Below are 15,476 nucleotides of genomic sequence, written 5' to 3' on the forward strand. Positions count from 1 at the left end.
AATTTAGAAAATGCAGTTATAAATAAGCGAATCACGATGATCGCAATTCGCTTGGCTCTTTCATCATAATAAAAAATGGCAAAATAATTGATAGGGTTTTGTAAGAATATGAACAAAGTATGTTCATGTTTAGATATATATTAGCTGTCTAAGAACCTCACCTTACCTGTCTCTAGGTCATACTCAGCACCGACAACAAGTAGCTGACCACTGTTAGTCAAATCCTCTAGTGCCCGCGATCCATGTTTGAGCTGACTCACTGACATGCGCACGTTGGCACGGATAGAGCGATCAACCAGCTCATCGGCATCGACGTCTTGACCATTGGCGGTCGCCAGCTCATGCAAGTTATAGACACTTGGGCGAATGCGATCAACGATCGATTGCAAATTAGGTGAATAGTTCTGATCAGGATTGATCAAGGTCTCAACGCAGGCCGTGACCGCGCCGCATTTTGAATGTCCAAGGACTACCACCAACTGTGTGCCAAAGGCTTCGGCGGCAAATTCGATTGAGCCAATCTGTGATGGCGCCACCACATTGCCCGCCACACGTATGACAAACAAATCCCCCAAGCCTTGATCAAAGACAATCTCAACAGGTACTCGTGCATCCGAGCAGCCCAAAATAATGGCTAATGGATTTTGATCTTTGACCAACTCTGGACGACGCTGCATATATTCATCGGTACTGGTGAGACTATCCACGTAGCGGGCGTTACCTTGCTTCAACATCTCTAATGCTTCAGCGCCTGTTGCTGGGCGGTTCTCGGCTGTCATAAGATATCCTTAAATAACTTTTGGGTAGATATGGGTAGATAATTGGCTACGAGCACAGGCTTCAAAACCCGCTCACTTAGATCATAAAGTAGTCACTGGTAAAGACTTTATTCAACCAGTAATCGTAATAATTGTATAGCAATAAAAAAGCGATTAATAATGAAAATTTGCTTTTTATGGTTACGAGCGGTTTGCTCTTTTATTACAATGACTAACCAGCAAGCTCTTGTAATCGATACTGAACTTGCACTTATTTGCGCAGCGGGTTTGTTATAATAACCCGCACTTGACTCTCGCTATATATGAGATTGATTTGGATAATCAGGACTTTCGTTCATGACTGACTCGCCCGCGCCCACTGCTCAAACCAATAACACTCAGACTGATAGCACTCAGACTAATAGCACAGATGCTACTGGTAAGACGCTACTGCAACTGACAGGTATCAAAAAGTCTTACGATCAGACCGAAGTCCTCAAGGACATCACGCTCGACATCAAGCATGGCGAGTTTTTGACGCTGCTTGGGCCGTCTGGTTGCGGCAAAACTACCTTGCTGCGTCTGATTGCAGGGTTTGAGCAACCAAGCGTTGGTAAGATTCAACTCGATGGTGTGCAAATGGCAGGTTTGCCCGCTGATAAGCGTCCGGTCAATACTGTATTTCAGCAGTACGCTTTATTTCCGCATATGACAGTCGCGCAAAACGTCGCTTATGGCCTAAAGATTAAAAAAGTGCCTAAGGCGGAGATACAAACCCGCGTGCGTGAGATGTTAGCTATGGTGCAGATGGAGCATCTAGCCAATCGCCGTCCGCAAGATCTGTCTGGTGGCCAGCAGCAGCGCGTCGCTATTGCCCGCGCCGTTATCAATCGCCCTAAACTATTATTACTTGATGAACCACTCTCCGCCCTCGATCATAAGCTACGCTTGCAGATGCAATCAGAGCTCAAGCGCTTGCAGCGCGAGCTTGGCATTACCTTTGTCTTTGTCACTCATGATCAAGAAGAGGCGCTATCGATGTCGGACCGCATTGCCGTGATGAAAGACGGTAGATTCCAACAAATTGGCACCCCTATCCAAATCTATGAAACTCCGGCCAATTTATTCACCGCCAAATTCATCGGCGAGGCCAATCTCTTTGAAGCAAAAGTACACGGCGTCTATCCTGATCAGCCTGATCGCAATGGCCAGATCACCAATGGCCGTATCGAAGTTGAGGTCTGTGAAGCGCAGGATCATACAACTGACGCCCCTCATCTACGCAATCTGCGCCGTCCTGATTTTGCCAATGCCGTGCAAGTCGGTGACAAGGTCAACCTCCTACTACGACCTGAGGATCTGCGGATTTATGATCCTAAAGATGAGACGCATACAGGCTTACTAGGCCGTGTGATTGAAAGCAATTATAAAGGTAGCACTTTAGACTCGATCATTGAGCTTGAAAACGGCCATATCATTAAAGCCTCAGAGTTCTTCGATGAAGAAGATCCAAGCTTTGATTACAAAATGCATGAGGCGGTAAAAGTCTCTTGGGTCGATGGTTGGGAGTGGCTATTACCAAATGACACCTCTACTAGCGATGGTACGGCTGATGACGCGGCTTTCAATCATGCAGCCGCTGAAGCGGTGAGCGCCGATACTATGAGAGGCCCTAACGCTATGCAAAAGGATATGGACTAATGGCGGGTAGTAGCTTGACTAGTAAAGGCGCTTTTCGCACGGTTACCTTATGGCTGATATGGGGCTGGCTGCTGATATTTGCGCTACTGCCCAATATCTTAGTCATTGCGGTCAGTTTTTTGACACGCGATACGAGCGATTTTATCAGCTTACCTGTCACTATTGACAGCTATCTACGCTTGCTTGACCCGCTGTATTTTGAGGTGTTTGCCCATTCGTTATGGATGGCGGGTATTACTACTGTGCTGTGCTTATTACTCGGTTATCCGTTTGCTTGGCTGGTCTCTCGTGTTCATCTGCGCTGGCAGCCTTTGCTTATGCTGCTGCTGATATTACCGTTTTGGACCAACTCCTTAGTGCGGGTCTATGCGCTCAAGCTGCTACTAGCGACGAATGGCCTTATTAATAAGGCACTGCTTGCCATCGGTATCATCGAGACGCCTATCAATATGCTCTACACCCAAGGCGCGGTGATCGTTGGCCTAACTTATCTCCTCTTCCCCTTTATGGTGCTGCCGTTGTACGCGGTATTTACTGACTTGCGTGATGACATGCTCTTGGCGTCACAAGATTTGGGTGCAAGCAGGCGGCAGACTTTTTGGCACATAGTGTTGCCACTTACAACGCCCGGTATCATCTCTGGTGTCTTACTCGTGCTGCTACCGGCGATGGGCATGTTTTATGTCGCTGATATCTTGGGCGGATCGCGCAACCTACTCGTTGGTAATATCATCAAAAATCAATTTTTAGATGCCCGCGACTGGCCATTTGGTGCGGCGGCTAGTGTGTTATTGACGCTTGCGATGGCGGTATTACTCTTAGCTTATCGCGCTAGTAGTAAACGCATTGGCAAAACTGACTTCAATGAGGTGGCCTGATGTCTGCTAATTCTGCTAACTCAATGAGTAAGAACCAACCCTCGACAAAAACCAATAAACCGCTAAAACTAGGAAATTTGTTTGCCAAGGGCTATCTAAGCTTAATCTATCTACTGCTGTATTTACCCATTATTGTCCTAGTAGTCATGTCTTTTAATGAGTCTAAGACGGGCTATAACTGGGGCGGTTTTAGCCTCAAATGGTACGAGTCGCTGTTTAATAATCAAGCGATGCTCGATGCTTTTTGGCACTCTATCGTCTTAGGACTCATCGCAGCGACTGTCTCTACTTTGATCGGTACTTTGACCGCTATGGCGCTACATCGCTATGATTTTCGCGGTAAAGGGCTATTAAATGGCCTATTGTTTGTACTAATGATGTCGCCTGAGATTGTCCTAGCTATCTCACTACTGGCACTGTTTTTATTGATAGGCTTACAGCTAGGCTTTGTCTCTTTACTAATAGCGCATATCACTTTTTGCCTGCCGTTCGTGGTCATTACTGTCTTTGCACGCCTAAGCAGCTTAGATGAGCGGCTGATGGAGGCGGCGCGCGATTTGGGTGCATCTGAGTCGACGATGATCCGTACGGTACTGATTCCGGTGATTATGCCTGCGGTAATGGCGGGTTGGTTATTGGCTTTTACCTTATCACTCGATGATGTGGTGGTCTCGACCTTTGTGACTGGCCCTAGCTATGAGATCCTGCCGCTGCGGATATATTCTATGGTGCGTGTCGGTCTTAAGCCTGAGGTCAACGCCGTCGGCACGCTGTTGTTAGCTGCTTCATTAGTATTAGTGATTATCTCGCAGCTCTTATTGCGTAAGCGTTAAGTTAGTAGGGTCTGTTGTAGGCTGGCGCCTTTAGACTAGCTTTAAAACCTTACAAAAGCTTCTTGGAAATTCTATTTAAAGAATTTCCCTTGCAAAGCTAAAATTGCAGTGCAATTTTTTAACGCTTCTCAGGACTAAAACCTGAGGATAATGCTGTCGGAACGTTGCTACTGGCAGCCTCTTTGGTACTGGTCGTCATCTCACAGCTATTATTACGTCGTCGCTAGAGAAGTTATTAGCTATGAGTGAACTTCAGCACTTTATCGCTTATAATGAATGCACTTCATCCTCACTACCGAGCTATTTATGCTAGAGCTTCGTCATCTCAATACCTTAACCGCGCTTAGAGCCCATGGCTCACTAGCCGCCGCCGCTGACGAGCTACATATCACGGCGTCTGCGGTATCCCATCAACTCAAAGAGTTAGAAAACTACTACGATATCAGCCTCGTTAATCGCCGCACGCGCCCGCTGAGCTTTACCCCAGCAGGTAAGATAGTACTGGCACTGGCCGACAGCATCCTACCGCAAGTCACCCGCACCAAATCCAACCTAAAGCGCCTTGCCCATGGGCAGGCTGGTCGCCTGCGCCTGGCCTCTGAGTGCCATAGCTGCTTTGATTGGCTGATGCCAATACTCAATCACTATCGCCGCGAGTGGTCGGATGTCGAGCTGGACTTTGCCACTGGCTTTGAGCCGGAGCCGCATCATTTACTGATGGAAGGTGATATTGATCTGCTTATTACCACCAGTGATTTACCGCTCGACGGTATCAGCTATCAGCCATTGTTTGAATATGAGAGTCGCTTGGTGCTGTCACCAACACATGATTTAGCGACGCAAGAATTTATTGAACCTAATGATTTGGTTAATGAGACATTGATTGCCTATCCGGTAGAAGCCAAACGCCTCGATATTATTGCTAATTTTATGACGCCAAGCGATGTGAGCTTTGCCGATATTCGCACCACGGAGCTGACCGCAATGCTGATTCAATTGGTGGCAAGCGAGCGCGGCGTGGCAGCCCTGCCCGATTGGGTAGTAAGCGAGTATGAAAAAAAAGGTTGGGTGGTCTCGCGTCCGTTGGGCGATGGCGTGCATTGTCAGCTTTATGCAGCAACGCGCACGGCGAACCAAGATATGGCGTACATGCAGGGTTTTGCGAGTTTACTTGATGGGATTGTTAAGCCGGTTTAGAGCTTTATTTGTCATAACACTCGTTATGAGAACAATATTTAGTTTTTGAAGATAGTTGCGAGTTGCAGACTAGTCCATACTCTAACTAAATATTACGTCTTTCATAGTATGATTTTTACTAAAGGCTTAGAACACGTATACATTTAAAGAAATACACAGCTGATAATTTGTTGGATTTTTTGAGCAGACAAACGGATAAAGATTTAATGGCCGATTTAGTAAAAGGACTTGAACGTAGAGTTGATACTAAAATAAATTATGAATCATTTCAAAAAAGGGGATAAAAATGAGTAACAATTTAGTTCCTTATCCAATCAAACTGACTTACACCCTCAAACAGCACTTCATAAATATAATTGGCTCGATATTTATATTTATTCTGGGTTGCTTTGTTGCTCCGATCGCTAAGCAAGAAGGAGATTGGATTATAGTTAGTATTGGATGGTTGCTCATAGGAGGTGGTAGCTTTGGTCTTTTACTTTTATCTTATATTTGGTTAGGTAAAAAGCCAATAGTAACGATTGAACAAGCTGGAATTTCTTTTTTTCATGTGTTTAAGTCAAATCAGCAACACTTAATATTATGGCGAGATATCGAAAGGTTAGATTTACACCCTTTAACTCGCGGTCGTACTAATCACTGGATATTGACTATCTATCTAAAAGCAGGTAGCTCTATAGGAAAACCATTAAAACCTATGCTATACAATGGATCAATTTTAGACGAGAAGGAAGTTTTTAATCTAATCGAACTAATATTCGATCGACATACAGTATGAAATTTGAATTTTTTATAGAGTGAGGTGGTAAGACAAAAATCCGGTACACCCAAAAATATATGTTTAGCTCAAGCTAAGAATACGGTTCCCTAGTGAGGACTTGAATCTATGGCTGTAGGCTAGTGGTAGCAATGGTTCGAGTTGTTGAATTAACAGCAGTGTACTTCATGGTGTACTTACCATGCATATTCTATTCGTGATCGGTGCGCTATACAGGCACCGAACGTATTCTAACTATGGGTGCTATGGTAAATGAGTTTAACATTGCTCAAAGCCATTACTCGGAAACTATTCTACTGTGTGATCAGCATCGTTGATCTTATCGAATTCGATTTTAGTAATGATCTGTCCATGAGCTTTAAAAAACTCTATGACTCGCTCATTATTATCGACAAAACCTTGGATGATTTCGGGATGATCTAGCACTCGACCATCAGCTGCTATGACATCTTTAAACGCTTGCGCAAATTGCGTATCGTAACCACTTATATTAAATCTTTGGTTATAGTCATCATTCATAATTCTAATTTGATACTGTAATTCAAAATCATTATCTAATAAGGTATATAAGCGATAATAGTTATGAAAGCTGCTCAACCCTTCTTCGTCGTAAGTTGTAAACACTAACTTCAATGGACTAGTCTGATTTTGCATACCCTCAATTATTAACATTGCTTGTGTAGAATCAATACGTAAATATTCTACATGAGGTATCTGTTCTAATACTTTATTTCTAGAGTAAGGAAAGTAGAAATAACTCTTGTCTTTAACGACCTTGCCTTCAAGCTTATATAAAGGCAATATAGTAGTTCTAAACACCATCCCTAAGTCCTCAGAAGGGCAATGAAATTCATTATTTAAGTTTCCAGAGAAAGTCTTAGCTTGAAAGTTGAAAACAACACTTTTTGTTGAGAACTCATCTAAGTCGTAGGCATCTTCGTAGTTACAACGTGGAAAGGTAGTAACAAACACCTTATCTGATATTTCTGCTAGTATATAAGCAGTAACTGGCTCATTTGGATCTTTTTGCTCTGTACATCCGATTACTAAGACTCCTATAGTATTTAAAATAAAAATGCCTATGAGCCTTAATATCGTCATGATTATCCTAATTCGTACAGTTAAGTCTCGTTAAATCCTAGTTTGAGTATACCCCAACAGAACCAGCTATTTCACCCTTCAAACCTATTAACAGACCACCTAAAACAGACTGGTACAATGGAACCACTTAAACCAAACCATTAAACGAGTAATATCTAGCAAAGCTTACAAGACCAGCTTAAAAAAATAAAACCCAAGCGCGGTTGCCAGCAGTGTCAATCCAACGTGCAGACCGATCAACGCCAGACCTGCCAGCAGCCGTCCATCATGGATAAAGCCAAACACTTCAGCACTAAAGGTACTAAAGGTCGTCAATCCACCCAAAAAGCCAGTAATCACAAACACACGCACATGATCAGATAAGTTGCTACCCATACGCTCAAACCAGACGAGCGCAAGGCCAATTAGCAGGCCGCCCAAGACATTTGCGCCAAGCGTGCCAAGTGGTATCCAATGATGCAGTGGATTAAAGCGCGCTAAATAGCCACGTAAACACGCGCCTAATGCCGCTCCTAAGCCTATTGCTAGCCACTGCATATATTATCCTTAATTTGTATGGCTTTTGAACGTTATACTGCAGGCAACAGTGCTGGTAATTCTGTCAATGGCCAACGCGGCACACAGCTCACTGCCAGATCATCCGTTTGTCCAGCGTTTAGGCGCTCAAATCCAGCATAAGCAATCATTGCGCCATTATCTGTACACAGTGCTGGCGGTGCATAATGTACAGTCGCATTAATTTTCGTCAGCTCAGTCTCTAGCGTCTCGCGCAGATGTGTGTTGGCACTGACGCCGCCCGCGATAACGAGTCTGGTCATATTCGCTTGTTTAAGCGCTTTGACGCATTTTTTTACTAGCGTATCGACCATCGCGTGTTGGAAGCTTGCGGCAATATCGGCGCGTACTTGCGGATCGCTATCAGCGCTATTGCCTGAGCCACCGGACTGCGGGGTATCTTTAATCAGATTATGCACTGCTGTTTTCATGCCACTAAAGGAGAAATCGAGGCCGCGATGCAGCATTGGCCGCGGCAGCTCATAGGCGTTTGGGTTACCCGTTTCAGCAAGCTTGGCAATATTTGGACCACCAGGATAAGGCAAGCCTAACATCTTAGCGGCTTTATCAAAGCACTCCCCTGCCGCATCATCGATGGACTCGCCTAGTATCTCATACTCGCCGATGCCTTTAGCCGCGATCAGCTGGGTATGGCCACCTGAGACGAGCAAAGAGACAAACGGATACGGCGGCGGATTAGCGCCCATCAAAGGCGCAAGCAGATGGCCTTCCATATGGTGCACGCCGATAGCCGGAATACCTAAGCCAAACGCCAAGCTACGACCAAACAGCGCGCCCGTCATCAGCGCGCCAATAAGGCCTGGGCCTTTGGTATAGGCGATAGCATCAATGTCGTTTTTACTCATATCACACTGCGCTAGCAGCTCATCGAGTAGTGGCACTAATTTGCGAATATGGTCGCGACTCGCCAGCTCAGGCACCACGCCGCCATAGACAGCATGCAGCTCAATTTGTGAGTACAATACTTGCCCAACTAGGCCCTTATTAGCGCTGTTAATCTGCTCGCTATCAAAGATCGCCAGACCCGTCTCGTCACAAGAAGTCTCTAACCCTAATACTTTCATGCTATCGCCTTTATCTTACTATCTTTATCTTACTATGGGGTCGCTGCGTTATTACCCTGTATGTGCTAATAACAGACCCTGACCCTAAAGCCAAAAAGCCGCCATTGTTAGCACACAATGACGGCTCGTTTAACAAATTTCAAGAGCGAATAACGGCTATCAGCTGGCTTCGGCAATCATATATTCAACAGCAGCTTTGATTTGATCTTCGGTCACGCCATTATAAGCCTGCGCTGGCATTTGATTAAAGCCTTCCGCTGAATGAGTGGTCAAAGTCTCTACGCCTTTTTCGATACGCGGTGCCCAAGCCTCAGCGTCACCGAATTTTGGTGCATTGAGCAGACCGGTAGCGTGACAGGCCATGCATTGCTTGTTATAGAGCTCAGCGCCAACGTTGACGGCTAAATCCTCAGAGGCTGCAGGCTCTTCTACCGCTGCCACCTCAGCTTCAGCATCACCAGCGTCAACTTCTGCCGTCTCAGTCGTCTCGACAACCATAGGCTCAGTTTCTGCAAAATCCATATCTTCTGCTTCAGGAGCATTGGCACGAGCAATCTCAGCAGCCTGCTCGGCTCGCTCTGGCGCTGTTACTGCTTCATGACCATCGCTACAAGCGCTAAGACTAACGCCCAAGCTGACCACTAGAGTCGTCCACAATGCTGTGTTTAGTGCCGTTTTTCTCATTCCAACATCCTCACTAAAATTGATATAAAAACCGATAAAGCTTACTGAATTGTTGCAATTATCATAGCATAAATTCGGTTAAAGCCGTTATCGTCATAAGGTGTTTTATCGGGATTTTTGTGACTTAGTGAGTATTACTTTATAAGGCAAATAAGAAACTTTATAAGATAAACAACCAAATTAGACGGTATTGATCTGTAAATACTTCAAGTAACGTAACTCTAGGTGCTCTAATAACGCAGAATTTGTCTTTTTATAATCAGTCGCTGAGTGACGATAAGCACACCAAAATCCTTGACTTTATTGATGATTTTAGGTAGAATTACCGCCCTTGTACTTCTGTGCAAACTTATCCTAGTTTGAGCTGATGCGCGAATTTTGAGATATTAGCGCTAAATACTAATACACAGCCAAACTAATGCCTTTGTATCTCATCCCTATAAGGAGTCTTCATGCCTGCAGTTAAGGTCAAAGAAAACGAACCCGTTGATATCGCTATCCGTCGTTTTAAACGTGCTTGCGAAAAAGCTGGCGTATTGTCAGATGTACGTAAGCGTGAGTTTTATGAAAAGCCAACGCAAGAGCGCAAGCGCAAAAAAGCCGCTGCGGTAAAGCGTTATAAGAAAAAGCTGCAACGCGACACTATTCGTACTACGCGTATGTACTAATTGCTAGCTATCAGTTAGCCGTACATCAGTAGTCGTACATCAGCGCCACTGTTATCAATAGATATCAGTGGCGTTTTTTGTGCTACACTTTTTATTATTCATCTTATTACCCATCGAAATTTATATTACAACACCAAAAAGCACCCTATAAACAAGGATTAGCCACCATTATGAGCTCTATTAAGCAAAAGCTAGCAGATACTATTGTCACCTCTATGAAAGCCCGCGAGCTTGAGCGCGTCAAAGTCATGCGCAATGTACAATCTGTCGTCAAGCAAATCGAAATCGACCGTAAAGTGGAGCTAGATGATGCGGGCGTTCTAGAGATACTACAAAAGCAGCTCAAACAGCGTCAAGAGTCTTTGGCTATTTTTACCGCGAATGGCCGTGATGACTTGGCGAGTAAAGAGCAGTTCGAGATTGACATTATCAATGAGTTTATGCCAAAACAGATGGATGATGACGAGCTTGCCGCCTTAGTCAACCAAGAGATTAGCGAACAGGGCGCTACCTCCATGCGCGATATGGGCAGCGTTATGGGCGCTATGAAAACCAAAACCGCAGGCCGCGCCGATCCCGCGGTTATCTCAAGACTGGTCAAAGAAGCGCTGCAAGGCTAGATTTGCACTGATTGCACGCGCTCGGTTTATAGCGAACTTCGTCCCTCCTAACCGCTTAAGGCTTAAAGTCTTGGGCGGTTTTTACTTCGCTGATTTCTTTTTTGATACTGGCTAATAACGGACTACGACCAGAAGAGTTTGGCATTTTCTCAGCCAGTTGCTTAGCTTGCGTCAAAGACGTCAATGCCGAATCATAACGTCCATTCCAGAGCTGATCATGACTGCGATAGCGCAGAGCATTAATCGTCGAAATCGCTTTGATAGCCGCTGAGCTTGAGGTTTTAGCGAGTTTTTCGTTAGCCAATTGCAAGCTTTGCCAAGCGTAGCGGTCACTGGCTTGCTCTTGGGTTAACGGCTTAAGTAGAGCTTGCGCTTGTAGTGGCTGATTATTACTGGTGAGGGCTTCTGCTAAGTATAGCCGCAAATCACGGCGCTCAGGATAGAGGCGCTGCTGCGCGCTTAAAACTTCTACGGCTCGCTGCCATTTGTTTTGTTCACTGAGCACTTGGCTATAGTTGATAGATAATAATGGCTCTAGTATCTGCAGCTGACTTGCTGGTAGCGCTGACAGCTCCTCCATTAGCTGCTCGGCATCATCGAAACGTTGCTGCTGACTGTACCAATACATCAAGGCAAGCTTAGCGCCAGGACTGCTGACCGCGGCGGTAGTCAGCGCCGTTTCTGAGGTATGCTGGCCCATGACTTGCACGCGCCAATATAACAAATCAAACAACGCTTGATGGCGCTGCTGCTGCGTCAAAGATAAAGGCGCATACTGCTGAGCACGGGCTTGCGACTCGCTTAAGCGCTCATTACTCAAAGGATGTGAGCGCACAAAGCTTGGTAAATAGCGGTTTTCGACTTGATTGAGCTGACTCTTTTGGTTCATCGTCGCAAAAAATCTCGGCATAGCGCGTGGATCGTAGCCTGCCTGCGTCATGATCTGCATGCCCACCCGGTCCGCTTCGCGCTCATTACTACGGCTAAAGGCCATGCTGCTATTCATAGTCGCCGTCTGCGAGCCCATCATCACTGCTGCTGCCGCATCGCCATCGACTGCGGAGGCAGCTATCGCCGCGAGCATACCGCCGATTTGCATCAGTAGCGCTTTTTTGCGCGCGTCTGCACCGCTCTCATAATGGCGCTGACTGATATGCGCCACTTCGTGAGCAACGACGCTCGCCAATTCGTCCATACTATTGGCGGCGAGTATCGTCCCCGTGTTGATACCGATAACCCCGCCGGGTGCAGCAAAGGCATTGATACTTGGATTATCAATAATCACTAAAGCCAACGGCGCTTGCTGACGAGCTTGAGCGTTGAGTCGCCAAGTCATCGCCTTCATCGTCTCCTGAATCCAAGGGTCATGCTCCATCTTGGCCTGGCCATTGATGTTTTGTAGCGACCATTCACCAATGAGCTTATTTTGATATTGATCAGCAAAGCTCAGCGCCTGCCCTTGCAAATTGGGCAAATCAAGCTCATCGGACGGCTGCTGCCAAGCGCTAAAAGCCGAGGTGGACACTGTTGGCGTGGCAAGCGGCTCAAGGCGACTTGGCGTTACGCTCGCCCCATAACTGACACTACTGAGCAGCAGTGCCAGCACGAGTACACTTGGCGTTGATGGTCGATAAATAAACTTCAAATGAGTATCCTATTATTTAAGCAACACAGGCAAATACCGAACGCTGATATAGTTGAATCACTTTAAAACCGATGCAGTGCAGCTAGGATTCATCTTGACAATGAGAGCTGCGCAACATCGAAACAGCGTAGACACAGCACGCAAGAAAAATGAATAGCAGTTGCACGTTAATATTTAGCATATCGACTTTATTTCGCACTGACTATAGTAGGGTTCTTGGCTGTTTTGACTATATAAGCTTGAGGGTATAACGTCAATTGTTGGCTCAGACTGACTACTAATATCTCAGCAAGCGTCACGGTTAAGTAACATTATTGTGCCATGCTAAAACATCAAACACTGTGATGATAATATTCAACTGCTCTTCTAGCCTAGCAGTTTGTTATAATAAGCATTTATCGTTCAAGGTTTGATTTATGTCAGCTGCGTCTAAAACTACGGTATCTGCCCCTTATTTTATAACGCTCTCATCGAGCTTGTCTGCCAATGAGCAGCAAGTTATCGCTGATTTGTTAGCGCTATTACCGGCTTCTTATATCAGCGAGATAAGGTCACACTTGGATAATAAAACGAGAATAGAAGCGGACTCTGCCCTTCTCATAAAAGGTTACGTTGATGGTCGCGGTTTGGCTTGTCCGATGCCATTATTAAAGACAAAAGTGGCTTTGCGTGATGTCGCTATCGGTGAGTCTTTATATGTTGTTGCTACTGATCCCAACTCGCAAGCAGACATCACTGCCTTTTGTCGGCAATCGCAAACGGCCAATACAGAGAGGCTACAGCTGTTAGTTAATACGGTAACCGATATCCGCAATGATGAAGCGGTTACTGCTACTGATGAAGCTAGGCATAACAAAGCCGCGCAGCAAGCCGATACAATATTTCACTTCATCATTACCAAAACCGATAGCAACTAACGACAGCTATCCTTTACAATTACTATAATTATTCTACTTTGCATACTTGTTTATTTATTTGCCTATTTACTTGATTAAGGTCAAAGATATGACTACTTCTTCCACTGATTCTGCGACAAAAAAATCGTCACCACCAAAAAAACCTCGCAGTAATGACAAAGTGACTACTGAGCAAAATGCTGCTCGCACAGCAGCGTTAGAAGCGGCAGCAAAACGACCGCCGTACGACGCTAGTGCCTTAGAAAAAACCAGCACTCGCGATTTAGTACCGGCCATGCCGACTCACTTGTCGGCTCCTGGGGTAAACCTAGGCGCTTATATTAATACTGTGCACCAAATCCCTATTTTGACCCCAACGCAAGAACAAGAGCTTGCACACCGCTACTATGATGAGGGCGATGTTGAGGCCGCGCGGTTACTGGTGATGTCGCATCTGCGCTTTGTGATACATATCGCGCGTAGCTACTCAGGCTATGGTTTGCCGCAAGCGGATCTGATTCAAGAAGGCAATCTGGGCTTGATGAAAGCGGTCAAGCGCTTCGATCCGAATAAGGGCGTGCGCTTGGTGTCTTTTGCCGTGCACTGGATCAAAGCTGAGATTCACGAGTTTGTGATTCGTAACTGGCGCATTGTCAAAGTGGCGACCACCAAAGCGCATCGTAAGTTATTTTTTAACCTACGTAGCCTAAAAAAGACCAACAATCAGCTGACTTTAGAAGAGGCAGATGCGATTGCGAACGATCTCAACGTCACTCGCAAGCAAGTGCTAGAGATGGAGTCGCGCCTGACCTCTTATGACGCCTCTTTTGAGACCCAATCGAGCGATGATGACGACGGACGTTACGCGCCGCAGCTGTTCTTAGAGGACGGTATAGATCCAGCTGAGATGGTAGAAGAGTCTGATTGGGAAGCCAATAATTCATCCGCGTTGATTGAAGCAATGGGGACGCTAGATGATCGCTCTCGTGATATCGTTGAGCAGCGCTGGCTTACTGAGCAAAAATCCACCTTGCACGAATTGGCGGCGGTCTACTCTATATCGGCTGAGCGTGTGCGTCAGATCGAAAAGAACGCGATGGACAAAATCCGTGAGGCCATGACTATTGAGAGTGTGATTTTGCCTGACGATATTCAATAATGATTGTGTTTATACAGTGATGATTGTACGAGTGGCTTGATTATTTATTATATAGTTAATCCACGTTAAAAACGATACAGTGCGGTTGGGATGAATTTTTCGCAGCCTCTGTCCGCAACGACACAGCACGTCAGGAAAATTTATACCAACTGCACGAATATATTAGCGTATCGGTTTTATTTAGAACTGACTATAGGTACAGCTATTTTTATAAAAATTAAGAGTTTATAAATGATCAATTGGATAGGTATTGCTGCCGTTAATATGGCTATCGCAGTTGCTCTAGGCGCGTTTGGCGCTCATGGACTCAAAAACTTGGTTGATGAGCAGCAGCTTGCTTGGTGGCATACCGCGACACTTTATTTGTTTATTCACGCGCTCGGACTGCTATTGGTTGGCATATTGCTGCGCCTTAATTATGCCACTCAAGCGACGGCGTGGTTGTTACAGCTCGGGGTAATAGTATTTGCCGGTAGTCTCTACGCTATGACCTTAGGCGCACCGCGTTGGTTTGGCGCTATTACCCCGATCGGCGGAGTGCTGATGATAGCAGGTTGGTTATGGCTTGCCATAACAGCTTTTCGTCTCGGCAAACCACTTTAATCATAGATTCGATATTAAATAAAATGGATACGTTAGATAACCGTTAGATAACTAGGGAGCCCACTTTATGAGTACCATCACTGTCAACGGTAAGACCTTACAGACTACGCATCAAACCGTGCAGTTAGTAGTGAATGAGCTTGGCTTAAGTCAAGGGCGCTATGCGGTAGAAGTCGATGGAGACCTAGTGCCTAAAAGCGAGTTGGCACAAATGCGCGTGGTGGAAGGAATGACTATCGAAGTGGTACAAGCGGTCGGTGGTGGCTAAAATTCTTTATGTCCATAGATAGAGCTAAATGCCTATAAATCAAACTG

The 15,476-nt window shown here is 45.5% G+C and carries 17 protein-coding genes; 11 read left to right on the forward strand and 6 right to left on the reverse strand.

The window, feature by feature from the left end:
* Positions 1 to 140 precede the first annotated feature (140 nt).
* A complete protein-coding gene (locus JMY03_RS02065) occupies positions 141 to 779 on the reverse strand; it encodes a carbonic anhydrase (protein ID WP_201600621.1) in 639 nt (212 codons plus the stop codon).
* 336 nt (positions 780 to 1,115) lie between these two features.
* On the opposite strand from JMY03_RS02065, the gene potA reads away from it, so the two are divergent.
* The 5 genes from potA (at position 1,116) to JMY03_RS02090 (ending at position 6,145) form a co-directional block, all read left to right on the forward strand.
* Positions 1,116 to 2,459 carry a spermidine/putrescine ABC transporter ATP-binding protein PotA gene (gene potA, locus JMY03_RS02070; RefSeq protein ID WP_201600624.1) on the forward strand — a complete coding sequence of 448 codons (1,344 nt, stop codon included), beginning with the start codon at positions 1,116 to 1,118 and terminating at the stop codon, positions 2,457 to 2,459.
* Positions 2,459 to 3,337, forward strand: coding sequence for a spermidine/putrescine ABC transporter permease PotB (potB, locus tag JMY03_RS02075; protein WP_025645061.1), 879 nt, complete (start codon positions 2,459 to 2,461; stop codon positions 3,335 to 3,337). Before potA ends, potB begins: the two co-directional genes overlap by 1 nt.
* Positions 3,337 to 4,170, forward strand: coding sequence for a spermidine/putrescine ABC transporter permease PotC (gene potC, locus JMY03_RS02080; protein WP_227675456.1), 834 nt, complete (start codon positions 3,337 to 3,339; stop codon positions 4,168 to 4,170). Before potB ends, potC begins: the two co-directional genes overlap by 1 nt.
* A 306-nt stretch (positions 4,171 to 4,476) precedes the next feature.
* Positions 4,477 to 5,367 (forward strand): LysR family transcriptional regulator, encoded by an 891-nt coding sequence (locus JMY03_RS02085; protein ID WP_201600627.1) that lies wholly within the window; start codon positions 4,477 to 4,479, stop codon positions 5,365 to 5,367.
* A gap of 286 nt (positions 5,368 to 5,653) precedes the next feature.
* Positions 5,654 to 6,145: a hypothetical protein gene (locus JMY03_RS02090; protein WP_201600630.1), complete on the forward strand. Its 492-nt coding sequence runs from the start codon at positions 5,654 to 5,656 to the stop codon at positions 6,143 to 6,145.
* A gap of 288 nt (positions 6,146 to 6,433) precedes the next feature.
* Here the strand turns inward: JMY03_RS02090 and JMY03_RS02095 are convergent, their stop codons facing one another.
* From JMY03_RS02095 to JMY03_RS02110, 4 genes are all read right to left on the reverse strand, one after another.
* On the reverse strand, positions 6,434 to 7,246 hold the full coding sequence (locus JMY03_RS02095; protein ID WP_201600633.1) for a hypothetical protein: 813 nt from the start codon (positions 7,244 to 7,246) through the stop codon (positions 6,434 to 6,436).
* Positions 7,247 to 7,411: 165 nt separating this feature from the next.
* A complete protein-coding gene (gene crcB / locus JMY03_RS02100) occupies positions 7,412 to 7,783 on the reverse strand; it encodes a fluoride efflux transporter CrcB (protein ID WP_201600636.1) in 372 nt (123 codons plus the stop codon).
* A 32-nt stretch (positions 7,784 to 7,815) separates the two neighbouring features.
* Entirely contained in the window at positions 7,816 to 8,886 is a 1,071-nt protein-coding gene (tsaD, locus tag JMY03_RS02105; protein WP_201600639.1) for a tRNA (adenosine(37)-N6)-threonylcarbamoyltransferase complex transferase subunit TsaD, read from the reverse strand.
* A gap of 159 nt (positions 8,887 to 9,045) precedes the next feature.
* Positions 9,046 to 9,570 (reverse strand): c-type cytochrome, encoded by a 525-nt coding sequence (locus tag JMY03_RS02110; protein ID WP_201557559.1) that lies wholly within the window; start codon positions 9,568 to 9,570, stop codon positions 9,046 to 9,048.
* 452 nt (positions 9,571 to 10,022) lie between these two features.
* Between JMY03_RS02110 and rpsU the strand changes: the two genes are divergently transcribed.
* Positions 10,023 to 10,238, forward strand: a complete 216-nt coding sequence (rpsU, locus tag JMY03_RS02115) for a 30S ribosomal protein S21 (protein WP_025645021.1) — start codon at positions 10,023 to 10,025, stop codon at positions 10,236 to 10,238.
* Positions 10,239 to 10,408: 170 nt separating this feature from the next.
* Positions 10,409 to 10,858 (forward strand): GatB/YqeY domain-containing protein, encoded by a 450-nt coding sequence (locus tag JMY03_RS02120; RefSeq protein ID WP_201557560.1) that lies wholly within the window; start codon positions 10,409 to 10,411, stop codon positions 10,856 to 10,858.
* Between the two features lie 55 nt (positions 10,859 to 10,913).
* Here JMY03_RS02120 and JMY03_RS02125 read toward each other — a convergent pair whose 3' ends face one another.
* A complete protein-coding gene (locus tag JMY03_RS02125) occupies positions 10,914 to 12,503 on the reverse strand; it encodes a M48 family metalloprotease (protein ID WP_201600642.1) in 1,590 nt (529 codons plus the stop codon).
* A 416-nt stretch (positions 12,504 to 12,919) separates the two neighbouring features.
* Here JMY03_RS02125 and JMY03_RS02130 point away from each other — a divergent pair, with 416 nt between their 5' ends.
* The 4 genes from JMY03_RS02130 to thiS all read left to right on the forward strand — a co-directional run bounded on the left by JMY03_RS02130 (position 12,920) and on the right by thiS (position 15,429).
* Positions 12,920 to 13,420, forward strand: coding sequence for a sulfurtransferase TusA family protein (locus JMY03_RS02130; RefSeq protein WP_201600644.1), 501 nt, complete (start codon positions 12,920 to 12,922; stop codon positions 13,418 to 13,420).
* A 274-nt stretch (positions 13,421 to 13,694) separates the two neighbouring features.
* Positions 13,695 to 14,558, forward strand: a complete 864-nt coding sequence (gene rpoH, locus JMY03_RS02135) for an RNA polymerase sigma factor RpoH (RefSeq protein WP_201602076.1) — start codon at positions 13,695 to 13,697, stop codon at positions 14,556 to 14,558.
* Positions 14,559 to 14,789: 231 nt separating this feature from the next.
* Positions 14,790 to 15,161, forward strand: a complete 372-nt coding sequence (locus JMY03_RS02140) for a DUF423 domain-containing protein (protein WP_025645013.1) — start codon at positions 14,790 to 14,792, stop codon at positions 15,159 to 15,161.
* Positions 15,162 to 15,228: 67 nt separating this feature from the next.
* The gene (thiS, locus tag JMY03_RS02145) at positions 15,229 to 15,429 is read left to right on the forward strand and encodes a sulfur carrier protein ThiS (RefSeq protein ID WP_025645011.1); all 201 of its coding nucleotides are present in this window, start codon (positions 15,229 to 15,231) and stop codon (positions 15,427 to 15,429) included.
* Positions 15,430 to 15,476 lie beyond the last annotated feature (47 nt).

The organism is Psychrobacter submarinus, from assembly GCF_904846685.1.
Lineage (GTDB): Bacteria > Pseudomonadota > Gammaproteobacteria > Pseudomonadales > Moraxellaceae > Psychrobacter > Psychrobacter submarinus.